The organism is Dactylosporangium salmoneum (assembly GCF_039532525.1).
Lineage (GTDB): Bacteria > Actinomycetota > Actinomycetes > Mycobacteriales > Micromonosporaceae > Dactylosporangium > Dactylosporangium salmoneum.
On record NZ_BAAARV010000065.1, the window covers coordinates 14,159 to 39,410 of the forward strand.

At 74.6% G+C, this 25,252-nt stretch carries 28 protein-coding genes and 2 pseudogenes; 7 read left to right on the forward strand and 23 right to left on the reverse strand.

Going from position 1 to position 25,252, the window contains the following annotated elements:
• Window positions 1–27 precede the first annotated feature (27 nt).
• Window positions 28–1,419 (forward strand): GAF domain-containing protein, encoded by a 1,392-nt coding sequence (locus ABD352_RS33155; protein WP_344616474.1) that lies wholly within the window; start codon window positions 28–30, stop codon window positions 1,417–1,419.
• Window positions 1,420–1,442: 23 nt separating this feature from the next.
• Here the strand turns inward: ABD352_RS33155 and ABD352_RS33160 are convergent, their stop codons facing one another.
• The 13 genes from ABD352_RS33160 to ABD352_RS33220 all read right to left on the reverse strand — a co-directional run bounded on the left by ABD352_RS33160 (window position 1,443) and on the right by ABD352_RS33220 (window position 9,669).
• Window positions 1,443–1,772: a gas vesicle protein K gene (locus tag ABD352_RS33160; RefSeq protein ID WP_344616475.1), complete on the reverse strand. Its 330-nt coding sequence runs from the start codon at window positions 1,770–1,772 to the stop codon at window positions 1,443–1,445.
• Window positions 1,769–1,963: a gas vesicle protein gene (locus ABD352_RS33165; protein WP_344616476.1), complete on the reverse strand. Its 195-nt coding sequence runs from the start codon at window positions 1,961–1,963 to the stop codon at window positions 1,769–1,771. The genes ABD352_RS33160 and ABD352_RS33165 overlap by 4 nt, the downstream gene beginning before the upstream one ends.
• Window positions 1,960–2,757 carry a GvpL/GvpF family gas vesicle protein gene (locus tag ABD352_RS33170; protein ID WP_344616477.1) on the reverse strand — a complete coding sequence of 266 codons (798 nt, stop codon included), beginning with the start codon at window positions 2,755–2,757 and terminating at the stop codon, window positions 1,960–1,962. Before ABD352_RS33170 ends, ABD352_RS33165 begins: the two co-directional genes overlap by 4 nt.
• Complete coding sequence (locus tag ABD352_RS57790) at window positions 2,750–3,187, reverse strand: gas vesicle protein (protein ID WP_425553740.1); 438 nt, start codon at window positions 3,185–3,187, stop codon at window positions 2,750–2,752. The genes ABD352_RS33170 and ABD352_RS57790 overlap by 8 nt, the downstream gene beginning before the upstream one ends.
• Window position 3,188: 1 nt before the next feature.
• Window positions 3,189–3,512 (reverse strand): gas vesicle protein GvpO, encoded by a 324-nt coding sequence (gvpO, locus tag ABD352_RS33180; RefSeq protein WP_344616478.1) that lies wholly within the window; start codon window positions 3,510–3,512, stop codon window positions 3,189–3,191.
• A 21-nt stretch (window positions 3,513–3,533) separates the two neighbouring features.
• Window positions 3,534–3,764, reverse strand: coding sequence for a gas vesicle protein GvpG (locus ABD352_RS33185; RefSeq protein WP_344616479.1), 231 nt, complete (start codon window positions 3,762–3,764; stop codon window positions 3,534–3,536).
• A gap of 2 nt (window positions 3,765–3,766) precedes the next feature.
• Window positions 3,767–4,525: a GvpL/GvpF family gas vesicle protein gene (locus tag ABD352_RS33190; protein ID WP_344616480.1), complete on the reverse strand. Its 759-nt coding sequence runs from the start codon at window positions 4,523–4,525 to the stop codon at window positions 3,767–3,769.
• 1 nt (window position 4,526) lies between these two features.
• On the reverse strand, window positions 4,527–4,931 hold the full coding sequence (gene gvpJ / locus ABD352_RS33195) for a gas vesicle protein GvpJ (RefSeq protein WP_344616500.1): 405 nt from the start codon (window positions 4,929–4,931) through the stop codon (window positions 4,527–4,529).
• 2 nt (window positions 4,932–4,933) lie between these two features.
• Window positions 4,934–6,052 carry an SRPBCC family protein gene (locus ABD352_RS33200; protein WP_344616481.1) on the reverse strand — a complete coding sequence of 373 codons (1,119 nt, stop codon included), beginning with the start codon at window positions 6,050–6,052 and terminating at the stop codon, window positions 4,934–4,936.
• A 6-nt stretch (window positions 6,053–6,058) separates the two neighbouring features.
• Window positions 6,059–6,619 carry a hypothetical protein gene (locus ABD352_RS33205; protein WP_344616482.1) on the reverse strand — a complete coding sequence of 187 codons (561 nt, stop codon included), beginning with the start codon at window positions 6,617–6,619 and terminating at the stop codon, window positions 6,059–6,061.
• Between the two features lie 205 nt (window positions 6,620–6,824).
• Complete coding sequence (locus ABD352_RS33210; RefSeq protein WP_344616483.1) at window positions 6,825–7,082, reverse strand: hypothetical protein; 258 nt, start codon at window positions 7,080–7,082, stop codon at window positions 6,825–6,827.
• 493 nt (window positions 7,083–7,575) lie between these two features.
• Window positions 7,576–9,153 carry a cation:proton antiporter gene (locus ABD352_RS33215; protein WP_344616484.1) on the reverse strand — a complete coding sequence of 526 codons (1,578 nt, stop codon included), beginning with the start codon at window positions 9,151–9,153 and terminating at the stop codon, window positions 7,576–7,578.
• A 33-nt stretch (window positions 9,154–9,186) separates the two neighbouring features.
• Window positions 9,187–9,669 (reverse strand): STAS domain-containing protein, encoded by a 483-nt coding sequence (locus tag ABD352_RS33220; protein ID WP_344616485.1) that lies wholly within the window; start codon window positions 9,667–9,669, stop codon window positions 9,187–9,189.
• Between the two features lie 149 nt (window positions 9,670–9,818).
• Between ABD352_RS33220 and ABD352_RS33225 the strand changes: the two genes are divergently transcribed.
• Entirely contained in the window at window positions 9,819–11,390 is a 1,572-nt protein-coding gene (locus tag ABD352_RS33225) for a sensor histidine kinase (RefSeq protein WP_344616486.1), read from the forward strand.
• Window positions 11,391–11,392: 2 nt separating this feature from the next.
• On the opposite strand, the gene ABD352_RS33230 is transcribed toward ABD352_RS33225, so the two are convergent.
• Together ABD352_RS33230 and ABD352_RS33235 are read right to left on the reverse strand one after the other, a co-directional pair.
• Window positions 11,393–12,244, reverse strand: a complete 852-nt coding sequence (locus ABD352_RS33230; RefSeq protein ID WP_344616487.1) for a universal stress protein — start codon at window positions 12,242–12,244, stop codon at window positions 11,393–11,395.
• 15 nt (window positions 12,245–12,259) lie between these two features.
• The gene (locus tag ABD352_RS33235; protein ID WP_344616488.1) at window positions 12,260–13,132 is read right to left on the reverse strand and encodes a universal stress protein; all 873 of its coding nucleotides are present in this window, start codon (window positions 13,130–13,132) and stop codon (window positions 12,260–12,262) included.
• Window positions 13,133–13,265: 133 nt separating this feature from the next.
• On the opposite strand from ABD352_RS33235, the gene polX reads away from it, so the two are divergent.
• The gene (gene polX, locus ABD352_RS33240; protein ID WP_344616489.1) at window positions 13,266–15,005 is read left to right on the forward strand and encodes a DNA polymerase/3'-5' exonuclease PolX; all 1,740 of its coding nucleotides are present in this window, start codon (window positions 13,266–13,268) and stop codon (window positions 15,003–15,005) included.
• Between the two features lie 144 nt (window positions 15,006–15,149).
• Complete coding sequence (locus ABD352_RS33245) at window positions 15,150–15,419, forward strand: DUF1876 domain-containing protein (protein ID WP_344616490.1); 270 nt, start codon at window positions 15,150–15,152, stop codon at window positions 15,417–15,419.
• On the opposite strand, the gene ABD352_RS33250 is transcribed toward ABD352_RS33245, so the two are convergent.
• Entirely contained in the window at window positions 15,409–16,398 is a 990-nt protein-coding gene (locus ABD352_RS33250) for an Acg family FMN-binding oxidoreductase (RefSeq protein WP_344616491.1), read from the reverse strand. The genes ABD352_RS33245 and ABD352_RS33250 overlap by 11 nt on opposite strands.
• Window positions 16,399–16,607: 209 nt before the next feature.
• Between ABD352_RS33250 and ABD352_RS33255 the strand changes: the two are divergent.
• A pseudogene (locus tag ABD352_RS33255) lies at window positions 16,608–16,988 on the forward strand (CoA-binding protein); the annotation flags it as partial.
• Between the two features lie 218 nt (window positions 16,989–17,206).
• Here ABD352_RS33255 and ABD352_RS33260 read toward each other — a convergent pair.
• Window positions 17,207–17,638 carry a cupin domain-containing protein gene (locus ABD352_RS33260; RefSeq protein WP_344616492.1) on the reverse strand — a complete coding sequence of 144 codons (432 nt, stop codon included), beginning with the start codon at window positions 17,636–17,638 and terminating at the stop codon, window positions 17,207–17,209.
• A gap of 174 nt (window positions 17,639–17,812) precedes the next feature.
• On the reverse strand, window positions 17,813–18,100 hold the full coding sequence (locus ABD352_RS33265; protein ID WP_344616493.1) for a GlsB/YeaQ/YmgE family stress response membrane protein: 288 nt from the start codon (window positions 18,098–18,100) through the stop codon (window positions 17,813–17,815).
• Between the two features lie 197 nt (window positions 18,101–18,297).
• On the opposite strand from ABD352_RS33265, the gene ABD352_RS33270 reads away from it, so the two are divergent.
• Window positions 18,298–19,437 carry a site-2 protease family protein gene (locus ABD352_RS33270; RefSeq protein ID WP_344616494.1) on the forward strand — a complete coding sequence of 380 codons (1,140 nt, stop codon included), beginning with the start codon at window positions 18,298–18,300 and terminating at the stop codon, window positions 19,435–19,437.
• 19 nt (window positions 19,438–19,456) lie between these two features.
• Here ABD352_RS33270 and ABD352_RS33275 read toward each other — a convergent pair whose 3' ends face one another.
• The 4 genes from ABD352_RS33275 to ABD352_RS33290 all read right to left on the reverse strand — a co-directional run bounded on the left by ABD352_RS33275 (window position 19,457) and on the right by ABD352_RS33290 (window position 23,207).
• A complete protein-coding gene (locus ABD352_RS33275) occupies window positions 19,457–20,506 on the reverse strand; it encodes an Acg family FMN-binding oxidoreductase (protein WP_344616495.1) in 1,050 nt (349 codons plus the stop codon).
• 113 nt (window positions 20,507–20,619) lie between these two features.
• Window positions 20,620–21,462, reverse strand: a complete 843-nt coding sequence (locus ABD352_RS33280) for a universal stress protein (RefSeq protein ID WP_344616496.1) — start codon at window positions 21,460–21,462, stop codon at window positions 20,620–20,622.
• A gap of 67 nt (window positions 21,463–21,529) precedes the next feature.
• Window positions 21,530–22,495 carry an Acg family FMN-binding oxidoreductase gene (locus tag ABD352_RS33285; protein WP_344616497.1) on the reverse strand — a complete coding sequence of 322 codons (966 nt, stop codon included), beginning with the start codon at window positions 22,493–22,495 and terminating at the stop codon, window positions 21,530–21,532.
• 235 nt (window positions 22,496–22,730) lie between these two features.
• Window positions 22,731–23,207, reverse strand: a complete 477-nt coding sequence (locus ABD352_RS33290; RefSeq protein ID WP_344616498.1) for a cyclic nucleotide-binding domain-containing protein — start codon at window positions 23,205–23,207, stop codon at window positions 22,731–22,733.
• A gap of 228 nt (window positions 23,208–23,435) precedes the next feature.
• Between ABD352_RS33290 and ABD352_RS33295 the strand changes: the two genes are divergently transcribed.
• Window positions 23,436–24,701: a phosphoribosyltransferase family protein gene (locus ABD352_RS33295; protein ID WP_344616499.1), complete on the forward strand. Its 1,266-nt coding sequence runs from the start codon at window positions 23,436–23,438 to the stop codon at window positions 24,699–24,701.
• 266 nt (window positions 24,702–24,967) lie between these two features.
• Here the strand turns inward: ABD352_RS33295 and ABD352_RS33300 are convergent.
• Window positions 24,968–25,252: pseudogene (locus ABD352_RS33300) on the reverse strand (hypothetical protein); the annotation flags it as partial.

Below are 25,252 nucleotides of genomic sequence, written 5' to 3' on the forward strand. Positions count from 1 at the left end.
CCGGTCCGGACGGCAAGAGAGGTGGCCATGATCGACGTGCTCGGTACCGCGGCCGCGGTGCGGGACGTGGCGAGGCTGCACGCGGTCGCCGCCACGGGCCTGCGGGCGCGGCCGGAGCCGTGGTGCGACCGCGTCGTGGAGCTGACCGCCGGCCTGCTCGGGGTCCCGATGGTCCTGCTCGTCCTGGTCGAGCGGTTCCGGCAGATCATGCCCGGCGCGACCGGGCTGCCCGAACCGTTCCAGCGGCGGCGTGAGGCACCGCTGAGTCATTCCATCTGCCAGTACGTCGTCGGCGCCGGCCGCTCGCTGGCGATCGCCGACGTGCGGCGGCACCCGGTGCTGCACACCAGCGACGCGATCGGCGACCTCGGCGTCACGGCCTATGCCGGCGCCCCGGTCCACGGCCGCGACGGGCACGTGCTGGGCGCGCTGTGTGTCGTCGACGGCGCGGCCCGGGACTGGTCGGGGCGGGAACTGGCCGAGCTGCGCCGGGCCGCGGCGCGATGCACCCGCAGGCTGCAGGCGCTCGGCGGCTCGCCACCGCCCGCCCGGCGTGAACCCCTGGTGCAGGCGGCGGTCCCGGCCCCGCCGGCCGGTCCCGCCTCCGGCGGCGCGAGGTTGTGGACCCCGGGTGGTCTCCCGGCGGCGCTGACCCTCGACCGCCGGTTCCCCGCACAGCCCGGGGCGGCCGAGCTCACGCTGGCCGGCCGCTGGAACGGCGAGCCGGTCGCCGTGGTCATCCGTACCGCGGACCACCCGGGCGCCGTGCGCCGGTTCCGCCGCCGGCTGGGTGTCGCGCAGGCATTCCGCCGGCGCCCGCCCCGGCTGCTCGTGCCGGAGTACCGCTGGCACGACGATCGCGCGCTCGTCGTCACCCGTCCCCTCGGCGAACCGCTGCGACGGCGCGGCGGCACCGACTGGGCGGCGGTGACCCACCTCGCCGCGCTGTTGTCCACCTGGCGCCCGCTGCCGGCCGACGCCGGGCGATGGACGGTTGACTACGCCGCCTGGATCGCGCGGCACGAGCGGGCCGGCCGGCTCAGCGGCGACGAGGCCGACCGGCTCGCCGCCCTGGTGCGCCGCTGCCTGGACGACCGGACCTTCGCCCATGGCAGCCTGTCCCCGCGCCACGTGATCCGGCTTCCCTCGGGCCGGCTGGCGCTGACCGGCTTCACCCACGCCGGGATGTACCTCGCCGGCATCGATCTCGCCGCCCTCGCCTTCGACGTCCCCGAGCCGGGGATCCGGCGGGCCATCGACGCGCGCGCCGTCCACGCCGACATCGTCGAACCGTTCGCCGTCAACCTGCTGTTGCACGCCGCGGATCGCGCCGCCAGCCCGGGGGGCGCGGTTCGCGTCGCCGCGCTCCTCGACGCCCGCCGCCACGCCCGCCGCCTGCTCGCCGACCTCGGGGTCTGACCCGGGCCCGCGGCCTGACGGCCCTACTGGTGCGGGGGCCTGTTGTCCGGCAGCAGCGTGCCGAGCGGGCCCAGGTCGAGGTTGAGGTCCTCGGCCGAGAGCCCGAAGTGCTCGCGCAGTTCGGTCATGCGTTCCTCGAGCGCCATGAGGGTGACGCCGATCTCCTCGATCTGCTCGTCGGAGAGGCCTCCCGCGTCGATGCGGCGCAGCGCCTGCCGCTCCATCAGCTGGCGCAGCAGTTCGACGACGGTGAGCACCAGGCTGGCGAAGCCGCGCTCGGCCGCTTCCCGATCGACCTCGATCCGGTGGCCCGGCGGACGGATCGGCGTCGGCTCCTCGCGGGGCGCGGTCACCGTCGCGCCGTCTCGATGATGCCGGGGGTGCCGGCCGACGAGAGGAGCGCGCGCAGCGAGACGTACACCAGGTCGACCCCGGCGATGGACAGCGTCACCTCGCCGGTGATGACGACGCCCGTGGCGAGGAGCCGGTCGAGCAGGTCCACGAGGGACGCCCGTTCGGCGGGGCGCACGGCGATGGACGTCATGGCGATGCCTCGTCGGCCGCGGCGAACGAGTACGGCGGCCACGGCCCGGTGAGCTCGACGCGCAGCTCGGCGTGGCTCGCGGCCTGGCTGGCGACGAGGTCGGCGAACTGGTCCGCGCTGCGCCGGTCGACCAGGTAGGCGCCGTTGAGCAGCATCGGCTCGGGCCGGCCGCTCAACCGGCGGTCCTGGGGCGGGTGCCGCCGGGCCGCCGCGGCGCACGCGGCGAGGGTGGCGTGGGCAGCCTCGGCCCCGTCGGCCGCGTGCCGCCACTGCTCCTCGTCGGCGGACAGCTGCGCCCGGCGCCGCTTCAGGTAGGCCAGGCCGGGACTGGCCGCGCCCGAGCCTGCTGGTGCGTCCTGCGAGGACTGTGCGGGCTGCTGGGGCTGCGGGGCCGCGGCCGGTTCGGCGTACATCTTCACGCCCCACTCGGCCCGGCCGTCGACCCGTTCGAGCACCGCGTCGAGGTCGCCGCGGCGCTGCGTCAGCATCTCGCGGACGCCAGCGTCGTCGCGGTACACGGTGGCCAGTGGCGCCGGAACCACCGTGTGCGTGCGGGCGAGCTCGGCCACGACGGCGTGGTGGGCCCGGGCCACGCGTTCGAGCCAGGCGAGATCCTCGAGGTTGCGGCGCAGCGGCTCCGCGCCGAACTGGTCGAGGTCGACGGGGCTGGCCACGGCGACGAGCCCCGCGGTCGCCACGGTGCGCACCGGGGCGCCGGTCACCCCGGTGAGGCCCTCGACCGCGCCGGGCTCGAGGTCGCGGGCGATCGCGTGCAGCCAGACGCCGTCACCCACGGCGTGCCTCCTTCGCGGAATCGCGTGCCTCCTTCGTGGTCGCGCGCCGCTCCTTGCTGGTCCCGAGGGCCTCCCGGTCCTTCGTGGTCCCGAGGGCCTCCCGGGAGGTCCCGGACGGCAGCCGCTCGCCGGCCTCCGGGGAGGTACCGGGCGGCAGTGACTCCTTGGCCTGCGAGGTGAGCCACGGGTCGTGCTCCCACCAGTCGATGCCCATCTGGCGGGCGGTGTCGACCGAGGCGACCACCAGCCGCAGCTTGATGGTGAGCAGCTCGATGTCGAGCAGGCTCACCCGGATGTCACCGACGATGACGATGCCGCGGTCGAGGACGCGCTCCAGGATGTCGCCGAGGTTCGCCGGCTGGTTCCCGCTGGCCACCGCGCGGCTGCCGCCGGTGGCGAGCGCCGAGTCCGAGTACGGGTTCTGGCGCATGTCAGGCCACCTCCGAATCGCCCTTGCCCCGGGGGTACCGCCGGATCCGGCGCAGTCCGCTCAGCTCGCCGTCGGCGGTGACCTGGGCCCGGTAGATGGCCAGCATGTCGCCGGACGACGGGATGCGGCGCTCCTCGACGACCTCGACCTCGACCAGCCAGCCGTCCTCGTCGTCGGGCTCCAGGGCGGTGATGCCCGCCGACTGCTTGCCGGTCAGCTCGGCGACGTTGCGCAGGGTCATCTTGGCGATCGAGCCGGGCGGCAGCGGCTCCGGGACGTCGTCGTACGTGTCCTGCTCGTCGTAGTCGTTGCGTGAACGAGGCACGGCTCAGTCCTCCTGCTCGGTTCAACCGGCGGGCCGGATCAGCCGCTCGAGCAGCTCCTGCTGCAGCTGTTCGGCGTCCTCGGGGCTGATCCGCCCGGCGGCGCGGGCCTCGTCGACCTCCTGGATCTTGCGCCGGATCACGCCGGGGTCGTACAGCTCGTGGTCGACCTGGTCGCGGATCAGCTCACCGACCCAGACCGCGAGCCGGACCGGCGCGATCGGGGCGGTCAGCAGAGCGCTGAGGATGCCCATGGTCATTCCCCGGGTCGCAGGGCGGTGACGAAGTCGTACGGCGCCAGCGGACCGAGCAGCCGGACCTCGAGCTGCCCGGACCGCCGCTCGGCCAGCTCCTCCACCTTGCGCACGAGCTCTTGTTCGCGGTCGAGGTCGGCGAGCACGGCCACCGCGGCCGCCTCGTACTCGCCGGCCGGCTCGCGGGTGATGACGCCCTCCGCCACGGGCGCGACGGCCTCGGCGACCGCCTGGGTGTCGGCCTGGCGGCGGGCGTCGATCGCGGTGTTGACGGCCTGGCCGAGCGCGATGCGCTCGTTGCGGGTCGCGTCCTCGGGCTTGTCGCGGATCGCCTCGCGCAGCCGCGAGATCTGTGGGTCCGCGGCGATCACCTCGCGCAGCACCGAGTCCCGCACGTATCGGGCGCTGATCACGTACTGCGCCTTGCCCTCGAGCTCGCGCAGCGCCGCGTCGAACTCGTCGTGGTGGGGGGCCAGCAGCTCGTCGACGACGGCCTGCCGGTGCGTCAGTACCGCGCCGAAGCGCACCGGCAGCACCGGCACCACCGCGGCGGTCGCGTCCAGCAGAGTCTCGTGGCTGAGCAGGTCGGCGGGCGTGCCGAGCGGGCGATCGAGGTCGAGCTCGCTCACCATGGCCGCGATCCGGCCGTGGTGCACCACCGTCACGCTGGCGGAGTCCCCGCCGACGCCGCGCGCCTCGGGGTCGGCCTCGACATCGCCGGGGACGATGCCGTACACGTACACGCCGGTGACCTCAGGCATGTCAGCTCTCCCTCCGTCGCCGCGGCGCCTTCTCCCGTTCGGAGCCGGTGTCGATGACATCCCGCACCTTTTCCCCGACCGCATCGAGCACCCCCTGCGCGCCGCCCTTGACCTTGCGCTTGGCGCCGCCCTCGGTGATGTCCCCGACGAGCTCCGGCAGGCCTGCCTTCTCCTGCGAGATGTCCAGGCGGTTGACCGCCTCGGCGAACCTGAGGTAGGTGTCGACACTGGCCACCACGATGCGGGCATCGATGGTCAGCAGCTCGATGCCGACGAGTGAGACCCGCACGTACGCGTCGATGACCAGCCCTTTGTCGAGGATCGTGTCGATCACTTCGGCCAACGACGACGAGGTCGGTCGTTCGATGCCTCCTCCGCCACCCTTCGGCTGCAAGGACGTGCTCATCGTCAATCCCTCCGATCGCGGCCGCTCGGCCGGTCCGCGCGGCCGGAGCTGTCGGTGGTGCGCCGCACGGGCCGCACCTGGCGCCGCCGGGGCCGCTCCCGTGGTGCCTGCTCCTCCGGCTCTTCGCCTTCGTCCTTCTCCGGCTCTTCCTTTTCCTCCTCTTCCCCTTCCTCTTCTTCCCCTTCCTCTTCTTCCCCTTCCTCGGCCTCTTCTTCCTCAGGCTCCTCTTCCTCGGGCTTCTCGGGCGTTTCGGCTTCAGGTTCGCGCTCGCCCTGCTCCTGTTCCTCTTCCTCCCGGAGCGCGGTCTCGTGGTCCTTCACGACCTCGCCGTCGCGGATCTCGCCGCGCCAGCCCTCGATCTCGTCCGGGTTGAGAATCGACTGGGTCATGACGTGGCGCCGGTAGTGCTTGAACTCCAGCCGGGCCCGGCGCCCCTGCGCCCGCCACAGGTTTCCGGTGCGTTCGAAGAATCCCTGCGGGTGGTACTCCATGGCCAGCATGACCCGGGTGAGGTTCGGCCCGATCTCGTGGAACGTGACCGCGCCGTCGACGTGGCCCTTCGCCCCCTTGGATCGCCAGACGATGTTGTAGTCGGGGACCTGCTGGATGACCGTGGCTTCCCAGGTGCGGTGGGACCAGAAGACCTGTGCCTTCCAGTTGGTCTTCTCGTCCGACTCCTTCTCGACGTTCTCGACTTTCTTCATGAAGCTCGGGAACTGGGAGTACTCCGTCCACTGGTTGTAGGCGACCCGCACCGGCACGCCGACGTCCAGCGTCTCCTCGATGTTGGTGAGCTTCAGCTTCTTCTGCTTGCCCTTGCCGCCGCCGAAGATGCCCTTGACCTTCTGCTTGAGGCCGGCCCAGCCGCCGGAGAGCGCCGCCCGGACCGGCGAGTGCCCCTCGGCGAGCTGCTCGGCGCCGGCCGCTGCCGCGCTGAGTTTGGGGCTGCCCGATTTGCTGGCGTACTCGGTCAGGTGCTCCGTCAAGGAACCGACCTTCCGGCCGGCCGTCTCGATCGCCTGGCGCCCGGCGGCCTTGGCCAGCTCCTGCAGCTCGTCCTTCACCAGCTGGCCGATCTTCTCGCCGATGCCGCCGGTGATCTTGCCGCTCGATTCAGGCATGATCGGCTATCCCTCTCTGCGCCGCCGTACCGGAGGCCGGCCAACGCGCCGCCTGCCCGCGCTCACCAGGTCCTCGTCCTCCTCCTCGCGCTCCTCGCGCTCGTCCTCGTCGGCTTCCTCGTCTTCGTCCTCGTACTCGTCCTCGTACTCCTCCGGTTCCTCCTCGCGCTCCGCGCGCGGCCGCGCACGGCGGGCGCCGCCAGCGCCCCGCCTCCTGCGCACCGGTGCCTCCTCGGCTTCCTCCTCCTCGGGCTCGGGCGCGGCTCGTCCCTTGAGCGTGTCGGTGCGCTCACGCAGCCGGTCGCTGATCGAGCCGAGCCGGCCGGTGACCGCGGCCCGCGTGGCGTCCTTCGCCGCCTCGACCAGGGGGGCGCCCATCTCACCGAGCTTGCCGAGCTCCGGCGTCGCCTTGAGGGCGCGCGCGCCATGGTCCAGCAGGGAACCGGGCCGGCTGAGCCGGCCGGACATGGCCGCCGCGGCCAGCAGCAGGCCCCAGCGAAGCTTGCGTTGTCTCCCGAGCAGGTAGCCGATGCCGGCCGCCAGAGCAACCTGAGTCTTGCAGTTCATGGCCTCTCCCTCGGCGTGATGGCCGACCGGCACCTGGCCCGTGCGACGCCCGACGGCAGTACGGTCGGCGCGGAGTTGAACTGACGTGTGAGGCTTGCAGCACGGGCCTGCTACCCCCACCCATCTGGGCGAAACAGCCATTCACCCGCGGCGGGCCGCGCGGCCGGCGGGACATTGGGTATGGGCCTAGACGCCGGGTATGGGCCTAACGGCCTCGTGCCCGTGTATCGCGCCATGCCTTCAGGACGAGGCGCTTCGGCATGGCCGTCCAGCGCCGCACGGCGCCGGGCGGCCGCTCGTGGCCGGCGTGGCGCGGCCTGATCCAGGCGTGTTCATCGCCGTGGACATGCCGCATGTGACGCTCGGCCTGCCGCGTCAACCGCACGGCCACGCGCAGTGCCGCCACGGCACAGGCCAGCCACAGCACGGCCAGCACCAGAATGCCGATCGACCACGACGACATCTCGGCCACCTCTTCGTCCGGCGCACGGCGACGCCGCCGTCCGCCTTCGCGGCGCCGGTGTCGACAGCTACCCGCCCACCGGTCGGTGAACCGGCACAGGCGACGCGGGAGCCCGGGCGCGGGCGGGCGGGGCGCCTTCGGCCCCGCCCGCCGTGGTGTTGAACATCTTCGGAACTTCCCGCTGCCGTGCCGATCGGACTTCGGCGCGGCGAGCGGGTGGCTACCCGTCCGGACCCGCGGAAACCCGTGGAGCGGGTGAGCGCGTCGCGCCGCCGGCGGCACTGCGGTCACCCGACCGGGGTCGGAAGATCGGATGGCGCTGCCGCGTCCGATCGAGACCGGTCGCCTGGCCGCCAGGCGGACGACCGCGTCATCGCCGGGATGGTTAGTTGGAAGGGACCGGCCCTACCGCAGATGGCATCCGCCGGGGTCATCGCCTCCGCAGCACGGCAGCTGTCGGGCCGGTCCATACGTCGAGGCCGGGCCGCGGCGATCACAGCCGGGTCCGCAGGTCGGTGCTGGCGGCCGCCTCCTCGTAGTCCAGTTGCTGCAGCACGGCGCGCAGCACCTCGTCGTCGAGGCGGCCGCGGTCCCGCTCCCGGATCAGGGCCTGCCGCTGATGGGCGAGGATCTGCTGGACCAGTTCGTGCGTGGGCTCTCCCGACGTTCCCTCCGCCTCGTACTGGTTGGCGAGGTGGTGCGAGGTCGCGGACAGCACGTGCGCCATCCGCCGCTCGATCAGCGCCATCGCGGTGGCCTCGGGCCCGGTGCTGGACGCGGCGGCGCGGGTGGTGACCTCATGGGCGGCCCGCCGCGCCACCTGCAGGGCCCGGACCAGGTCGGCGTCGGCGCGGCGGCGTTCGGCCGCGTCGCTGAGGTGCAATGCGCGCACCAGGGGCTGCAGGGTGGCCCCTTGCAGCAGGATGGTCAGGACCGCGACGGACAGTGCGATGGCCTGGATCAGGTTGCGGTCCGGGACGGGCGTGCCGGTGACCGTGACCGCCGGGACGGCCGCGGCCGCGGCGAGGGTCACGACGCCGCGCATCCCGGACCACGACAGCACGGCGCCGACCTGCCACGGCGTGCGCCGCCTGATGAACAGCCGCAGCGTGGCGATCCACACCGGACGAGCCAGGACCACGACCAGCAGCACGATCCCGATCGTCGCGACCAGCCGGCCCCCGCCGACGCCGTCGCCGGCCGCGTCCTCCAGGATGAGGTGCACCTGCAGGCCCATGTACGCGAAGACGAACGCCTCCAGGACCAGATCCGCGGTACGCCACACCTGCCGGCTCTGCAGCCGGGTGGCGAAGGCCGCGTCGGCGCTGTGGTGGCCGATCCAGAACCCGGCCGCCACGACGGCGAGCACCCCGGAAGCGTGGATCTCGTCCGCGGCGAGAAACGCGACGAACGGCACCACCGCGCCGAGCACCGTCTCCAGCGCGGGATCGTGCAGCCGCGGCCGGACGAGGTGCACGATCACCGCCACGGCGAGGCCCACCGCGACCCCCGCCGAGGTGGTGTAGACGGCCAGCAGCACCGGCTGCTCGATGAACGGGCGATAGCCGGCGTACGCGGCGACCGCCAGCTGGAACGCGACCAGCGCGACGGCGTCGTTGACGAGGCTCTCCCCGGTCAGGATCGTGGTCACGCGGTTCGGCACGCCGGACCGGCGGCCCAGCGTCACCGCGGCGACCGCATCGGACGGTGCGAGGACCGCACCCAGGACGAACGCGCCCGCGGCGGTCAGCATGGGCAGGAGCGACCACGCGACGAACCCGACCGCGACCGCGGTGAACACCACCAGGCCGACGCCGAGCGAGGCGATCGGCAGCAGGTCGCGGCGGAAGCTGACGAACGACAGCTCCAGCGCCGCCGAGTACAGCAAGGGCGGCAGGACGACCGCCAGGATCAGCTGCGGCGGGAGCTCCAGCCGCGGCAGGCCGGGCAACAACGAGACCGCCGCGGCGACCGTCACCACGACCAGCGGACCGGGCCAGCCGCGCCGGTTGGCCACCGCCGAGACGGCAACCGCACAGACCACGACCGTCAGGAACCCGATGCCGTTCACACGTGGAGCGCTACCCCGGTCGCACCGCCGAAATCACCGCGGCCTCGCGCCCCCGCCCGGCGGGTCGGTCCGCGCGCAACGGCGGACGGGCCGGTCGGCGAGGTCGGCGGTGAGCTGACCGGTGAGGCCGGTGAGCCGGAGGGCGGTCTGGGTGGTGGTCGTGGCCGCGACGAGCCGCAGGCCGCCGCCGTGGTGTTCGAACCTGCGCTGCAGATGCAGCAGGACCCGCAGCGCCGCGGCGTCGATCAGCCGCACCTCCGCCACATTGATCACGAATTGCGGCGGCGTGCGGTCGGACAGCTTCAGGATCTCGTGGCGGAGGTACGGCGCCGAGGCGATGTCGATGACGCCGCGCACCTGGACGATCATCTCGCCGCCGCGCCGCTCGGCCATGATGCACAGATCCACGTGCTCAATCCGTTCGATAGCAGCGGTCATGCTCCGGGTGCGCGCTACCCACGCACGGGAGAACAAACGCGCCGAACCGGTGATCGACGGCGGCTGCTCAGGGGTCATCCGTCCGGCCTGCGCGGGTGATGGCGGAGCATGATTCCGGGGCTCTCGGCCCGCCGGAAGGCCAGTTGATCAAGGTAATGTAGCGTACGTGTGGTTCTGGCCCTGTTCGGACGGAATCGGCCCGTCTGCGGGACCGGCCGTGGCCGGCCATGCTCGCGGTCGCCGCGTCGCTGGTGGTCGTCCTCGGGGTGGCGTGTTCGGGGCTGCTGAGCCGGCGCTGGTCGCTGCTCTTCGACGACGGTAGCCAGTTCGGCGCCGCGCTCGCCGCGACCCTGGCCTGCTGGATCACCGCCGCGCGGTACACCGGCGGGCAGCGGCGGTGGCGGCTGTGGATGGGCGCCGGAACATGTGCCTGGATGATCGGGCAGATCCTCTGGTCCTGGTACCGGCTCTTCGGCGGTGTCCCGCTGCCGACCCCCTCGGCGGCCGACGCCGGATATCTGCTGCTGCCGGCGTTCGCGCTCGTGGCGATCATCGCGCTGGCCGCCGACCGGGCCGCGCCGGGCTCTCCCTGGCGCCACAGCGCGCGGCTGGCGACGACCGTCCTCGACGGGCTCATCGTCACGGGCGCGCTGTTCGTGCTCAGCTGGGTCGCCGCGCTCGGGCCGGTGGTGCAGGCCGGCGGCACCAACCCGCTGGAGTACTCGATCGCGATCGCCTACCCGGTGACCGACCTGCTGCTGACCGTCATCGTCATACTGCTCATCGGCTCGGCCTCGTCGGCGAACCGGTTGCAGCTGTTCATCCTGGGCGTCGGACTGTTCAGCCTGTCCGTCTCGGACAGCGTCTTCGCGTACCTGGTGTCCGGGGGCGCGACCAGCACGCCCACGCTGGCCGACGCCGGGTTCGTCATCGGGCTCTCCTGCGTCGCCCTCGCGGCACTCACCCCGGCCGGGGAGACGTCGGAGTGGGAGACGCACGCGGGCGTCCGCTGGGGCCGTCTGCTGCTGCCGTACGTCCCGGTCACCGCCATGATCGCGCTCTCGGTCGTGCTGCAGGTCCGGGGCGCCCCCCTCGACCCCGTCGCGACCGTCGCCGAGACCCTCGTGGTGGCATTGCTGATCACCCGCCAGGCGATCGGGCTGGTGCACTCGGAGAAGCTGGCCGGGTCGAGGGAGCGGCTCGTGCTCGCGACGGACCGGACCCGCCGGCAGCTCGAGCGCGATCTGCACGACGGCGTGCAGCAGCGACTCGTCGCCATAGCGCTCGACGTGCGCCGGGCGGAGGCGGATGTGCCGCCGGGGATGACCGGCCTGCACCAGCAGCTGTCCAGCGTCGTGACCGGGCTGGGCGACGCGGTCAACGAGGTACGCGAGCTCTCGCGCGGCGTGCATCCGGCCATGCTGACCGAGGGCGGCCTGCAACCCGCACTGCGCACGCTGGCCCGCCGCAGCGGCGCCCCGGTGGAGCTCGACGTGCAACTGGACGGGCGGGCGCCGGAACCGGTCGAGGTCGCGGCCTACTACGTGGTGGCGGAGGCGCTGACGAACGTCACCAAGTACGCGCAGGCAACGGACGTCCAGGTCCACGCGCGGGTCCAGCGCGGCTACCTGCAGCTGATGGTCCAGGACGACGGCGTCGGGGGAGCGGATCCCAAGCGCGGCACGGGCCTCACCGGGCTGGCCGACCGCGTCGAGGCGCTCGGCGGCTCCCTGACCGTCGACAGCCCGCCCGGCCACGGCACCCGCCTGCGGGCGCAGCTCCCGCTGACCCGCACCTGACCTCAGTCCCGCGCCCTGGCCACCAGCACCGGCACGGACGCGTGGTCGAGGACCTGCTGGGCCGTCGACCCCAGGCGCAGGCCGTCGAAGCCGCCCGCGCCGCGAGGGGCGACGACGAGCATGAGCGCGTGGCCGGCCGCGGCCAGGAGGACCGGTGCCGGTGCGCCGCGGACGGTGCGCTGCTCGACCGGGACCCCCGGGTACCTGGCCCGCCATGGCCCCAGCTCCGCCTCGAGCGAACCGCCGGCGTCGGCGGCGAGCCGGTCGATGCCGTCGGCTTGGCCGCGGTACCGGGGCGGCTCCTGCCAGGCGCGGACCGCGATGAGGCCGGTGCGGCGTGCGGCCGCCTCGGCGAAGGCGAGCTCGACGGCCGGCTGCGCCCGGTCCGAACCATCCGTGCCGAGCAGCACCGGCCGGTGCTGCGGCAGCGCGGCGCCCGGGCCGGCCCAGTGCTGCGAGTCCTGCACCACGAGCACCGGGCAGTGCGCGTGGGCCGCCAGCTGGACGCCGAGGAAGCTCACCGGCACGGCCGGGAACTCGTCCGGCCGGCGGCTGCCCACCACGAGCAGGCTCGCGTGGCGGGACCGCTCCATGAGCAGCCGGGCGGCGTCGCCCGGCCCGGCGCGGGTGGCGATCCGCAGCTCGGGTTGCCAGACCCGGGCCCGGGTGGCGGCCTGCCCGGCCACGCCGTAGTCGTCGGTCGCCGGCTCGTCCTCGCCCGCGAGGGTGAGCGCGTGGACGATCTCCAGCGGCCGGTCGAACAGTGCCGCCTCATCGACGGCCCAGCGCACCGCGCCCAGGCCCGCCGGCGAGCCGTCGACGCCGACGACCACCGGCCGATCCGTGCCGTTCACGTGACCTCCCGCGGGCTACCGGACCACGGCGACCGGGCACCCGGCGTGGTGAATGGCCGCCTGACTGACCGAGCCCAGCAGCAGGCCGGTGAAGCCGCCCCGGCCGCGGGAGCCCACGACCAGCAGCTGCGCGCCCGCGGACAGCTCGGTCAGCACCGCGCCCGCCCGGCCGTGCACGACGGTGTGCCGGATGTCGACGCCGGGGTACTTCCCGGCCCAGCCCGACATCGACCTGGCCAGCGTCCGCCGCTCGTCGGTGCGCAGGTCGTCCGGGTCATAGGCGAGCGGCAACACGTCGACCGGCCCGCCGGTGGCCGGCCACTGATAGGCGTGGACGGCGGTCAGGCCGGTGCCACGGTACGACGCCTGCTCGAACGCGAACTGCACGGCCCGCTCGGCCTCGGGCGAGCCGTCGACGCCGACGACGACCCGGCCCGCCTCGTGCCCGGGCTGCCGGTCCGCGCGCCGGACGATGACGACCGGGCACGCGGCGTGCGCGGCGAGCTGGACGCCGACGGAGCCCAGCAGCAGGCCCGCGAAGCCGCCCAGGCCGCGGTTGCCCACCACGACGGTGCGGGCCCGCTTCGACGCGGCGACCAGCGCCGCCGCGGGCGGCCGCACCTGCACGTCCGTGCGCACCTCCAGCCCCGGCGCGACCGCGACGGCGCCCGCCGCGGCCTCGGCGACCGTCTCCTCGGCGGCCCCCTTCGCGCCCGGCTCGTCCGGCACGGTGACCATGACCGGGGCGTACAGCGCCGGCCAGACGAACGCGTGCACGAGGCACAGCGCGCACCCGCGGCGCACGGCGTCCTCGGCGGCCCACTCCACCGCGGCAAGACTCTCCGGCGAGCCGTCGACGCCGACGACGATGACCCGTTCGTTGCTCACAGCTCCCCCCTCCGGCAATCCTGCCGCGGTTCCCAGGGCTACCCCGCCGGGGCGGTGGGTATGCCGCGCGCGGCCGGCGCGGTCCCGCGCCGATCGCGGCCGCCCGGGCGGTCCAGCGCCTAGACTCGGCGGCATGGCGCGGTCCAACGACGCCGTCGCGGCACTGCTGCAGGAGTACGCCGATCTGCTCACCGTCACCGGCGGCGAGCAGTTCAAGAGCCGGGTGTACGAGAAGGCGGCCCGGGCGGTCGCCGGGCACCCGGGGGACGTGGCCGCCGTGGACGCCGACGGGCTGCGGCAGATCCCGGGTGTCGGCGCCTCGATCGCGGAGAAGATCGCCGAGTACCTGCACACCGGCCACATCGAGGCGGTGGACACCCTGCGCGCGCGGGTGCCCGGCGGCGTGCTGGAGCTCATGCGGATTCCCACGCTGGGGCCGAAACGGGCCGCGCAGCTGCACGAGGAGCTCGGCGTGGTCTCCATCGACGAGCTGCGGGACGCGATCGTGGCCGGGAAGCTGTCCGGGCACCGGGGCTTCGGGGCGAGGACGGCCGAGAACATCCTGCACGGCATCGAGGTGCTGGAGCGCAGCCACGGCCGGGTGCTGCTGTCCGTGGCCGCGGTGGCCGCGGACGAGATCGTGGCGGCGCTGCGGGGCGTGCGGGGATGCCTGCGGTGCACCTGGGCCGGCTCGCTGCGCCGGTTCCGCGAGACCGTCGGCGACGTCGACGTCCTGGCCGCCGCCGCGGACGGCGGTCCGCTGATGGACGCGTTCACCCGGCTCCCGATGGTTGCCGACGTACTCGCCAAGGGCTCGACGAAGTCGTCGGTCCGGCTGCGCAACGACCTGCAGGTCGACCTCCGGGTGGTTCCTCTCGCCTCGTGGGGCGCGGCGCTGCAGTACTTCACCGGCTCCAAGCAGCACAACGTGCGGGTGCGTGAGATCGCCGTCCGCGCCGGGTTCAAGCTTTCCGAGTACGGGCTCTTCCGCGTCGAGGACGGCAGCCTCGTGGCGTCGGAGACCGAGGAGGAGGTGTACGAGCGGCTCGGCCTGCAATGGGTGCCACCGCCCCTGCGCGAGGACCGGGGCGAGGTGGAGGCGGCCCGGGCCGGTTCGCTGCCCGCGCTGGTGACCGAGGCGGACATCCGCGGGGACCTGCACACGCACACCGACCTCACCGACGGCGTCACGCCGCTGGCCGACATGGTGGCGGCGGCCCGGCGCCGCGGCTACGAGTACTACGCGGTCACCGACCACGCCAAGGACATGCCGATGCAGCGCATGACCGACGACAAGGTGCTCGCCCAGCGCCGGGAGGTGCGCGAGCTGGAGGCCGCCGGCGGGCCGGTGCTGCTGCACGGCAGCGAGCTCAACATCGGCCCGGACGGCGAACTGGACTGGCCCGACGAGTTCCTGGCCGGGTTCGACCTGTGCGTCGCGTCGGTGCACTCGCACTTCGCCCAGCCGGCCGGGGACCTGACCCGCCGGCTCGTGCGGGCCTGCGAGAACCCGTACGTGACCATTCTCGGCCACCCGAGCACCCGGCTGATCGGCAAGCGGCCGCCCCTGGACGCGGACTTCGACGCGGTGTTCGCCGCCGCCGCCCGCACCGGCACCGCCCTGGAGATCAACAGCTTCCCCGACCGGCTCGACCTCTCCGACGAGCTCATCCTGCGCGCGAAGCGCCACGGGGTCCGCTTCGCGATCGACACCGACGCGCACGCCACGGTGCACCTGGACCACCTGCGGTACGGCATCGGCACCGCACAACGCGGCTGGCTCACCGCGGACGACGTGGTCAACACCTGGCCGATCGACCGGCTGCGCGCCTTCATCGCCGCGAAGCGCACGGTGGCGGCCGGCCGGCGGTGAGCGCCGGGCCGTCACGATGCCCCGATCGCTCACCCCGCCGCGTCCGGCCCGGAGCGTAAGTTCGGGCTTGTGCTGCGGGTCCGGGCATCCGCACCTCCGCAGACGACTGAAGGCACATCCGCGGCGACGACTGAAGGAGGGGCCATGATCGCTTCCAAGCGTTGGAGCGTCGACCTGTTCATCGGCGAACGTGACGGTCGGACACATGCGGAAGCACGGCTGCTCAAGGAGGACGGCGGCCACCTCGTCGGCACCGGGGAGGCGCGGCTGAACCCGTCGGACCAGGACGTCCCGATGATCGGCGACGAGCTCGCCGTGGCGCGGGCGTTGTCGGACCTCGGCCATCAGCTCCTGGCGACGGCGTCGGCCGACATCGAGGCGCGCTCCCACCGTCCGGTGTACCTCAGCGGGTAGCCTCACCGCCGTCGATGACATCGCGCGCCGGGCGGCGCGGGCTCGCCGGAGGCGGCGCCGGGTCGGGGTCGACGCCGACCCGCAGCACGAGCTGCGGGTGACCGGCCGGCTCGATGAGGCTGCCGAGCAGCGCCCGCGCGCCCGGGATCTCGACGACGTCGCTCAGCGGTGACGCGGCCAGCCCGCGGGCGACGGCCGCCAGCCAGACCGCGCTGGTCGCCTCGCCGGCGGCGAGCCAGTCCTCGACCCCGTCGCCGTCCGTGACCACGGCGAGGTACTCGACGTTGCTCTCGTCCCCAGGGCCGGGGTCGAGCGTCGCCTCGCCGCCGAGGGCGAAGTCGCGCAAGGGCACGGGCCGGTCCGCGGGCGCCGGGACGGCGTCGCCTGTCATGCCGTCCGCGCTGCCCGGCCCGCGATGCGTCCACGCCTGTTGCTCGGCGACGCGGCCCTCGTCCTTGGCGTCGAGGACGTGTGCGCCCTGCGCGGCGTATCCGAGGTACTCGACCTCGCCGGGGCGGAGACGGTGCAGGCGGGCGTGCTCGGCCTCCGCCGCCGCCCGCAGCGCCGCCAGGGCCTCGGGAGCCATGGGCACGGGGGAGCCGAACCGGCGCCGATCGGTGCGCCGCCGCAGCATGGCCTCGTAGGTGAGCCGGTCGTCATCGCCCGCCGGCCGCGGCCGGCCGGCCCGCACCCGGGCGAGCAGGGACGGGTCGGCGGGGTCCGGCAGGCGCTCCACCACGGGTTCGTGCCCGGCGGCCGCCAGAGCGACCCGGGCGTGGTGCAGGGCCGCGCCGCAGCTGAGCGTCAGCAGGCGACCCTGTGGGTCGACCGAGCCGAGCCGCCGGGCCGGGTCGGCGTGCAGGTCGAGCGCGCCGTCGTGGACCTGCCACCGCCAGGGCTGGGTGTTGAGGATCGACGGCGCCCGCCTGGCCTCGTCGGCGGCAAGGTGCAGCGTGGCCGTCTGCGTGTCCTCGATCATGGTGTCCCGCCCCGGATGTGCGCTGTCGTCGCCCGCGACGTCGCCGCGGCCGAGCCCTGCCTACCCCAGGCGCGGCCGCCCTACGCGCCGATTCCGGCGCCGGCCGCGGCGTTACCGGGTGTTTCGCGGGGGTAGGTGCCGAGCGAGGCTGGAGACGTGGTCCGGCCCCGTCCGGGGCAGTGAGATCCGAGCAGAAGGAGATGAGTCCGATGCGCACCGCGAGACGGATCCTGGCGGCCGCGCGGACGATCGCGGTCGTCGAAGCGTCCCGGGACCCCATGGAGCCCGCGCACTGGGTGCCGAAGATGCTGCAGGAGCAGGGATGGCGGATCATCCCGGTCAACCCGCACGCGCATCGGCTGATCGGCGAGCACGTCTACGGCGATCTCGCCGACGTGCCGTACGCCGTGGACATCGTCTGCGTGTTCCGGCCGTCCTCCGAGGCGCCCGAGATCGTGCGGGCGGCGGCGGCGATCGGGGCCCGTGCCGTCTGGCTGCAGCGCGGCATCGTCAGCGCGCAGGCACGCCGGCTCGCCGAGGCGGCCGGGATGGACTACGTCGAGGACACCTGCATCGGCGAGGAGCGCGCCCTGAGCCAGATGGTGGTCGGCGGTCTCACCCCGCCCGGCCGGGTCTGGCACGGGATCGGTCCGCAGCCCGAGCCGGTCCCCGGACGAGCCGCGCCGTCGCCGTCGCGCACGCTCGAGCGTCCGGTGCGGCGGGCCACCCGGCGCCGCTCCGGCCGGAAGGTGGACCGTCGGCGGAGCGGCGCGCGGCAGCGGTGACACCGGCGAAGTGACTGACGGCGCTACCAGGAAGCCTCGCGATTGGGGATGCGGTCGCCGCCCTGGCGGGGCAGCAGCGCGCTCAGGGCCGGCAGCAGGTACTCGGCGTCGGTGACGTGCGGGCCCCACTCCGTGTTCGGGCCGGGCGAGCCGGCCTCGCGGACCGAGTGGACCAGCAGCGCGGCGTGGGGCGCGGCCCCGTGCCAGTGCCACTCGCCGGCCGGGACCACGATCAGGTCGTCGGCACGGATCTCCTGGACCCGCCCGCCGCGCCGTTGCGCCCGGCCCACCCCGTGCAGCACGCGGATCACCTGCTCGTAGCGGCAACGGTGCCAGGCCGTGCGCGAGCCCGGGCTGAAGTGCGCGCCGAACGTCATCAGCCGGCCCGGCTCCAGGTCGCCGACGTCGCGGTCGATCCAGACCGGGCCGTGGTAGCAGCGTGGTGAACCAGGCACGCCGGACTGCGCATGGAAGACTTTCATTGGCACCCCCGCAGTGAAGGCCGGCCCCGGGGGCCGGCGCGTGTGCAGGGGTGATTTGTCCTCCGGTGCGGCGGCGAAACCATACCGCCGGGTGGATGCCGGGGGCAGGCCCTCCGCAACCCGCCCCTCACCCGCATCCGGGCGCCGCTACCGTGCCGTGGCGTCGGTGGAACGGCCGTGATGGCTGGACACCCGGGCCGTGATGTACACGCCGATGATCGCGAGAACGATCTGGATGGCGTGCCGGATCCAGTCGACCCCGCTGGTCCGGCCGACCCCGAGCCACGTGGCGATGAGACCCCCGACGAAGGCGGCGATGATGCCGACGACGACGGTGGCCACAACCGAGATGTTCTGCCGTCCGGGCAGGATGAGCCGCGCCAGGAACCCGATCACGGCGCCGCCGATGATCGCCCACAAGATCGTTCCGATCATGTCGACCTCCTCAGGAGAGGCGCGCCGGACGCGCGCGCCCGTCACCGTCACCGTATCTCTGTGGCCGCCGCCGCGGCCGGGCCCAGGTGTGGCGACGGGCGTGATTTCGCCGGGCCACGGCGGGTAGCGGTCCTAGTGCGGTCCCGCAGCCGCCGGCAACTCCCCGCCGGGCGGACACGGTCGATCGAGGAGGGGCAGTGCACCAGAGCCTTCGACTGGGCACCATCGCCGGTATCCGCGTCGGTGTGAACTGGTCGGTGCTGCTCATCATGTTCCTGCTGGCGCAGGTGCTCGCGATCACGGTCATCCCCAGGGCCGCTCCGGCGGCGTCCGGCGCGGTGGCCTGGCTGCTGGGTGTGGCGGGGGCGGTCGTGCTGCTGCTGTCGCTGCTGGCGCACGAGATGGCCCACGCGCTGGTCGCCCGCGCGTACGGGGTGCAGGTCGAGCAGGTGACGCTGTGGCTGCTCGGCGGCGCCGCCGAGCTCGGCCAGGAACCGCCGAGCGCCCGGGCCGACCTGCTGATCGCCGGCGCCGGGCCCGTGGCCAGCGCGGTGCTCGCCGCCGGGTTCGGCGGGCTGGCCGCTGGCCTCGCCGAGGCCCGCGCGCCGGCCGGCGTCGTGGCCGTCTGCTCGTGGCTGTCCGGGATCAACCTGCTGCTCGCGGCGTTCAACCTGCTGCCTGGCGCGCCGCTGGACGGCGGCCGGGTGCTGCGCGCGGCCCTGTGGCGCTGGCGGGGCGACCGGAACTGGGCCGCCATCGCCGCGGCCCGCGCCGGCCGCGCCCTGGGCCTGGGGCTGATCGTCCTCGGTGCGGCGCAGCTGGTGTTCGCCGGCCTGCTCGGCGGTCTCTGGCTCGCCCTCGTCGGCTGGTTCCTCGTGTCCGCCGCGAGCTCCGAGGCGAACACGGCCAGATACCGGGCCCAACTGGGCGGGGTCCCGGTCTCCGAGGTCATGAACGCCTCGCCGACCTATGCCGATCCGGACCGCAGCGTGGCGCAGGTCGTGGCCGACGTCGTCGAGGCCCCGGACGGCGGCATCGTCGCGCTGCGGGCGATCGACGGGCGTCCGGCCGGTCTGGTCCGGCTGCGGGAGCTCGCCCGCGTGCCCGAGGCCGAGCGGATCGGCACGCCGGTGTCCCGGGTCGCGAGGCCGGTGTCCGCGCTGCCGGTGATCGAGGCGGCCGAGCCGCTCGCCGATGTCGCGGCCACGGTACTGCGGTCCGGCACCGCGCTCGTCGTCGACCACGGGGCGCTCGTCGGCGTGCTGGGCCCGGCCGACGTGACGCGGGCCATGGAGCGCTCGGCCCTGCACCGGCCCGGCCCCGGCAGCCCGCGTTGACGGGCGTCAGGCACCCTGACTAGCCCTCGGGCGGCTGCGGCGGGTCGGCCTCGTCGGCCACCACCTCGATGACCTCCGCGGCGGGCCGGCGCGGTGCCCGGGGCGGCGCCATGGTGGTGGCCGGCATGCCGATCCGCACGCCGATCGCGGGATAGCCGACGCCACCGAGCATCCGCCGCAGGGTCCGGCGGGCGACCTCGTTCTCCATCAGGTCACTCATGGGCGAGGTGGCCAGGTGCTCGGCGGTCGCGGTGAGCAGGACCGCGGAGAGGGCGACGCCGGCGGTGAGCCAGTCGTGCGGGCCGTCGCCGTCGGTGACCACGATGCCGTAGCGGGCCTCCCGGTCGGAGACGTCGACCCGGGTGACGACGTTCGTGCCCGCGCCGGCGGCCGTGAAGTCCCGGATCGGCACCGGGCGGACGCCCTGCGGCGCGAGGGTGTCGACGGGCACGCCGTCGTGGCCCTCGCCCGGCCGGCGGATCCACGAGGCGAGCTCGGCGCGGTACCGCGGGTCGCCGAGCAACGCGTCGTTCGCCTGTCCGGCGGCCACCGCGAGGTCGGCAAGGTCGTGGGACCAGGTCATCTGCAACCGTGCGTCCGTGCGCTGGGCGGCCCGGCACAAACGGTCGATCGCCTCCTGCGGCACGGGCCGGGCGGCGAACGGGCGCCGGTCGCTGCGGCGGACCGGGATGGCGTGACGCAGCCGCTGGGCGCGGGCCGAGGGCCCGGTCACGCCGCGGTACCGCACGACGGCGAGCAGGTCGGGGTCGCCGTCGTCCGGCATCGGCTCCACCTCGAAGTCCGTCCCGTCGGCCGCGAGCGTGACGCAGGCGTGGTGCAGGGCCGTGCCGCAGCTGACCGTCAGCAGCCGGCCGGTGGGGTCCAGGATCGGCAGCCGGCGCCGCGGGTCGGCGTAGAGCAGCGCGGCGTCGTGGGTGATACGCCAGTGCCACGGCTGGGTGTTGAGGATGGACGGCGCGTGGACGGCGGCCAGTGCCGCCCGGGTGAGTTCCTGGGCGGCCGGTCCGATGCGGAACGTCGTGGTCCGGCCGGGTGCGTTCGCCGGCATGGCGATCTCCCCCTCCGTGTCGTAGGGCCGTCGCGTGTCTGCCCACTCCGCCGCCGCGTAGTCGGGTCACGGCCGCGGTGCGCCGCCACACGCGACGAGCCCGGGTGATCGGGTCAATCCGGCCGGGCGACCAGGACCGGGCTGTCCGCGTTGTGCAGGACGTGCCAGGCCGTTCCTCCGTGGTGCAGGTCCCGGGCGCCGCCGCGGCCGCGCGCCCCGACCACGACCAGAACGGCGTCGCGCGCCTCGGCCAGCAGCACCTCGTCCGGGTCGCCGTCGACGGCGCGTGCCTCCATCTCCACCTCGGGGAATTTTCCCCGCCAGGGATTGAGCCCGGCGGAGAGCTCGTCGAGGACGGCTCCGGCGCCGCGGCCCGGGGCGGGGCGGGCGAACCAGTGCTGCGAGGGATGCCACGCGCGGACTGCCCGCACGGGCAGGTGCCGGGCCACGGCCTCCTGGAACGCCAGCTGCACGGCGTGCTCGGCCGGGACGGAGCCGTCGGTGCCAACCACGATCCGGCCGTGCGACGGCAGCACGGACTCGGGGCCCGTCCAGCGCTCCGCGTGGTGGATGACGAGGACCGGGCAGGCGGCGTGCGCGGCCAGGTGGGTGCCGACCGAGCCCAGCAGCGCCGGCAGCCGGGTGGCCGTGCGGCCGCCGACGACGAGGAGCGCGGCGTGGCGGGACTGCTCCGCCAGCACCTGTGCCGCCTCGCCCCGCCGGGTGGCGGCGGCGACCTGCAGTCCCGGCTGCCAGAGCCGGGCCTCGACCGTGGCGTCGAGCGCGAGGCGTTGCGCGTGGAGGTCGCCCGGCTCGGCGGCGTCGGCCCCCACCGCGTGGATGACCTGCAACGGCCGGCCGAGCCGGATGGCCTCGTCGGCGGCCCAGCGGACTGCTCCGAAGGCGGCCAGCGAGTCGTCGACGCCCACCACGACCGGACGCTGGTTGCTGTCCATGACGCCCTCCCTCAGCGAGTACGGGTCGTTCACGCTCAACGGTGGCACCGCTGCGGTGCCGCCGGCCTCACGCCTCGAGGACGTCGGCGACCGGCCGCCGGTTCGTGTAGCAGGTGGTCGGCGCGTACCCGAAGCGCAGGACGAGCTGCGGGTCCTGGATCGGGTTGACCACGCACCGGAGCCGTTCACGGATAGCCGGCACCTCGACCGGCTGGGAGAACATCGCGGTGGCCAGGCCGAGATCCGCGGCCGTGAGCAGCACGCACTGCAACGCCATGCCGGCGCGGACCGCGTCGGCCGGGCCGTCGCCCAGCACGGCCAGCACCGCCACCACGGGTTGGTGCGACACGTCCCGGGTCGTGTCGTGGCCGGCCCCGCCGAAGTCCCGCCGGGTGAGCGCCTCGGCGGGGTGGGGCGCGGCGCCGGCGGCGCAGGGCCCGATCCCCTCGACGCGGTGGTCGGCGTCGGTGGTCCACGCGCGCAGTTCCTCGGCGTACGCCGGATCGGCCAGCTGCCGGGCCTCCGCGGTACGGATGAGCGCGGTCAGCGCCGCGAGCGCCGGCTCGCCCGTTACGAAGTCGAGCTGGCCGCCCTCGCGCCGGGCGGCCTCGGCCAGCACCAGCGGCGCGCGCGTGTCGACGGGGGAGTCGGCGAACGGCCCCCGGTTGGTGTGGCGGCGCGGGATCTGCCGGTGCAGCCGCCGTTCCAGCGGCGTGGGCGGGCGCTGCGGGCCCGGCCACATGTGCAGCAGCGTGCTGCCGGACTCCTGCCGGTGGCGGGCGGGCAGGCCGCCGACGGCCAGGGCCAGCCGGAGATTGTACGCGGCGGCGCCGCACGAGATGCGGGCCATCCGGCCGTCCGGGTCGCAGACCGCGAGCCGGCGGCGCTCGTCCAGCAGGACGTCCGCGCCGTCTGCGGTACACCGGAAGCGCCATGGCTGGCTGTTGTGGATCGACGGTGCCCACACGGCGTCGCCGACCGCGGCGGCGAACACCTCGGGACTCCAGGTCCTCGATGTCGTCAAGGGTGCCATGGCCGCACCTCCTGTCGTCGCGGCCGATCCCTACCTCCACCGTGCCCGGTGGGGCGCGCATTGGCGAGGGCCTAAGGCCCTGTCCTGTCGATCATGCCGAGCCGAGACGGGTCCAGATTTCTCCTGCGTGTGCCCCGCGGAGGCCAGGCTACCGGTGTTGTAACCGGGTCTTCGCGGGGTGCGCGCAGGAGGAATCTGGGCCCGTCGCAGGCCGGCATGATCGGCAGGACAGGGCCTAAGCCCCGAGACCTTCGGTTGGTGTTTCGTGGAGACCGAGCAGGCGCAGCCGGGTGGCCTGCATCCGGTCGACGACGACGGCCATGAAGCGCGTGGTGAGCTCGTAGCCGAGCTCCGGATCGTCCCGGCACAGCGCGCGCACGCCCGCCCCGTCGAGCGCGATGCTGAGCACCGGGCGCACCGCCACCGCGGCGAAGTGCCAGCGGTACGGCGGAAAGAGCCACGACCAGCCGAGCACACTGCCCGGGCCGAGCGTCTCCACGACCACCTCGCCGCGGCCGGGAACCCGGGTGCGCAGCTCCACGGAGCCGTCGCGGATGAACCAGCAGCGCTGGGCGCGTCCGTTCTCCTCGAAGATCCTCGTGCCGGCCCGGAACGGTGCCCGCCGCGCCCAGCGAGCCAGCCGTTCGACCTGGCCGGCGGGGAGCCCGGCCAGGAACGGATGGGCGGCCAACAGGTCGAATGTGGTGATCATGTCGCGTCTCCCGGTTCCGTGCGGCGGGTGCGTTGCCTCCAGCTCAGCTCGTCGGAGCGCGTCCGGACAGGGCCGTCCGGCCCATGGTTCCCGGGCCGTCGGACCTGCGGCCGGCGCGGGCCGCTCGGACGCATGCTCACCCATCTCACCCGGGCGTCCGCGCGGGAGCGCGCCTGCCGGGTATGGGCCGGGCAGGGCAGGTGGCCGGGGAGGGGAGAAGGAGCCGTCATGCAGTTCGCCGACCGCGCCGAGGCTGGTCGTCACCTCGCCGAGCGTCTTCGGCGCGAGCCGGCCGGTTCGGTCGTCCTGGGCGTGCCGGGCGGCGGCGTGCCGGTCGCGGTCGAGGTCGCCGCCGGGCTCGGCGCCCCACTGGACCCGCTGGTCGTGCAGCGGCTCGGGGTGTCGTTCCAGCCGGAGCTGACCATGGCCGCGGTCGGGCCCGGCGGCGCCCTCGCCGTCAACCCGGAGGTGCTGCGCTCCTCGGGGACCTGCCCCGACGAGCTGGCGGCCGAGGTGGACCGCGCACGGGCCGAGGCGGCCGATCGGACCCGGCACCTGCTCACCGTGCGGCCGACGTCCGACCTGCGCGGGCGCCGCGTGATCGTCGTGGACGACGCGATCGTGACGGGCGCGACGGCGCGGGCGGCGAGCCGGGCCGCGCGGGTGGCGGGCGCCGCCCACGTGACCGTGGCCGTGCCGGTGGCCGCCGGGCCGGGACTGGCCGGGCTGCCGGCCGTCGCCGACCGGGTCGTGCACCTGGACACGGCCACGGACCGCGACGCGGCCGGTGGCCGGTACGCCGACTTCCGGCCGGTGCCCGACGACGAGGTGGTGCGCCTGCTGGCCGGGCCGGGCCAGGCACCCGCCGGCCGCCGGCCGGCCGATCCGCCGGAGGACGACGGACGCCTCGCCGTGCCACCCGGCGCCGCGGGCACCGTCGTGCTGGCGCACACCAGCCGCGGCGCCGGGCTGGGGCCCCGGTGCCGCTGGATCGCCGGTCGCCTGCGGGAGGCCGGGCTGGCCACCCTGTCGCTGTACCTGCTGCGCCGCGAGGAGGAGCTGGACTGGCTCGCGGCCCGCGACGTCGGGCTGCTCGCCGACCGCCTCGCCGCCGGGCTGGGCAGGCTGCGGGCCGATGCGACCGCCGCCGCGCTGCCGATCGGCCTCTTCGTCAGCGGCAGCGCGGCCGCGGCGGCGCTGGCCGCCGCCGCCGGGCCGTCCCGCGACATGGTGGCGGCGGTCGTCTGCCACGACGGGCGGCCGGACCTCGCCTGGCGCGACCTGCCGGGCGTCCGCGCACCCACGCTGCTCGTCGCCGGCGGCCGCAACGAGTACCTGCTCGAACTCAACCGGGTGGCGCACGGTCTGCTGCCCGGCGGGGACCGGCTCGCGGTCCTGCGCGGCGCCGGCCACCTCGTGCAGGAGCCGGGCGCCCTGGCCACGCTGACGCGGCTGGCCGTCGGCTGGTTCGGCGAGCACCTCGGCGTCCGGTGACCGGGGACGGCGTCCCGGTCGCCGTTGCGCCGCGCGCCCGCGCCGGGCGGTGCGGCCCGCGGCGGAAGGACGATCGGCCCTGCCACCGGGCGGACGGTGGCGCTGTGCTGGCGCCATGAACGGCGTCGCCGCCGCAGGGCGTCTATGGCGCCGTCGGTCTCGCGCTGGTACTGCTGCCACTGTTGCCCACGGCCCGGACCGGCCTGTGCCGCACGTGAAAGCGCCCGGGCCGTGCGGCCCGGGCGCCTCGGTCGGTGTGTGCCGGATCAGATGAGCCAGCGGTTGCGCTGGACGATGGGGAGCTTGGCCCAGCGGCGGCCGAGGCCCCAGGTGTGGCCGGCGTAGGCGGTGGCGAGGGCGATCATGACGGCGGCGTAGATGACGTGGTAGTCGGTGATCGGGTTGGTGGAGGCGGTGGTGGTGGGTGGGAACTCGGCGAGCCACATCATGGTCATCATGAGGGTGCCGGCGGTGGCGGTGATGCGTAGGGCGATGCCGGCGGTGAGGGCGAGGCCGATGCCGAGGAGGCCGGCCATGAAGAGCCAGTTGGC

What these genes read in the sequence shown, in the direction of transcription:
- polX (WP_344616489.1), top strand. Translation starts at nt 13,266, where the DNA reads ATGGCGCGGTCCAACGACGCCGTCGCGGCACTGCTGCAGGAGTACGCC.
- ABD352_RS33265 (WP_344616493.1), bottom strand. Translation starts at nt 18,100, where the DNA reads ATGATCGGAACGATCTTGTGGGCGATCATCGGCGGCGCCGTGATCGGG.
- ABD352_RS33210 (WP_344616483.1), bottom strand. Translation starts at nt 7,082, where the DNA reads ATGTCGTCGTGGTCGATCGGCATTCTGGTGCTGGCCGTGCTGTGGCTG.
- ABD352_RS33245 (WP_344616490.1), top strand. Translation starts at nt 15,150, where the DNA reads ATGATCGCTTCCAAGCGTTGGAGCGTCGACCTGTTCATCGGCGAACGT.
- ABD352_RS33190 (WP_344616480.1), bottom strand. Translation starts at nt 4,525, where the DNA reads ATGCCTGAGGTCACCGGCGTGTACGTGTACGGCATCGTCCCCGGCGAT.
- ABD352_RS33155 (WP_344616474.1), top strand. Translation starts at nt 28, where the DNA reads ATGATCGACGTGCTCGGTACCGCGGCCGCGGTGCGGGACGTGGCGAGG.
- ABD352_RS33185 (WP_344616479.1), bottom strand. Translation starts at nt 3,764, where the DNA reads ATGGGCATCCTCAGCGCTCTGCTGACCGCCCCGATCGCGCCGGTCCGG.
- ABD352_RS33280 (WP_344616496.1), bottom strand. Translation starts at nt 21,462, where the DNA reads ATGGACAGCAACCAGCGTCCGGTCGTGGTGGGCGTCGACGACTCGCTG.
- ABD352_RS33290 (WP_344616498.1), bottom strand. Translation starts at nt 23,207, where the DNA reads ATGATCACCACATTCGACCTGTTGGCCGCCCATCCGTTCCTGGCCGGG.
- ABD352_RS33225 (WP_344616486.1), top strand. Translation starts at nt 9,819, where the DNA reads ATGCTCGCGGTCGCCGCGTCGCTGGTGGTCGTCCTCGGGGTGGCGTGT.
- ABD352_RS57790 (WP_425553740.1), bottom strand. Translation starts at nt 3,187, where the DNA reads ATGCGCCAGAACCCGTACTCGGACTCGGCGCTCGCCACCGGCGGCAGC.
- ABD352_RS33285 (WP_344616497.1), bottom strand. Translation starts at nt 22,495, where the DNA reads ATGGCACCCTTGACGACATCGAGGACCTGGAGTCCCGAGGTGTTCGCC.
- gvpJ (WP_344616500.1), bottom strand. Translation starts at nt 4,931, where the DNA reads ATGAGCACGTCCTTGCAGCCGAAGGGTGGCGGAGGAGGCATCGAACGA.
- ABD352_RS33275 (WP_344616495.1), bottom strand. Translation starts at nt 20,506, where the DNA reads ATGCCGGCGAACGCACCCGGCCGGACCACGACGTTCCGCATCGGACCG.
- ABD352_RS33250 (WP_344616491.1), bottom strand. Translation starts at nt 16,398, where the DNA reads ATGATCGAGGACACGCAGACGGCCACGCTGCACCTTGCCGCCGACGAG.
- ABD352_RS33165 (WP_344616476.1), bottom strand. Translation starts at nt 1,963, where the DNA reads ATGACGTCCATCGCCGTGCGCCCCGCCGAACGGGCGTCCCTCGTGGAC.
- ABD352_RS33205 (WP_344616482.1), bottom strand. Translation starts at nt 6,619, where the DNA reads ATGAACTGCAAGACTCAGGTTGCTCTGGCGGCCGGCATCGGCTACCTG.
- ABD352_RS33220 (WP_344616485.1), bottom strand. Translation starts at nt 9,669, where the DNA reads ATGACCCCTGAGCAGCCGCCGTCGATCACCGGTTCGGCGCGTTTGTTC.
- ABD352_RS33200 (WP_344616481.1), bottom strand. Translation starts at nt 6,052, where the DNA reads ATGCCTGAATCGAGCGGCAAGATCACCGGCGGCATCGGCGAGAAGATC.
- ABD352_RS33295 (WP_344616499.1), top strand. Translation starts at nt 23,436, where the DNA reads ATGCAGTTCGCCGACCGCGCCGAGGCTGGTCGTCACCTCGCCGAGCGT.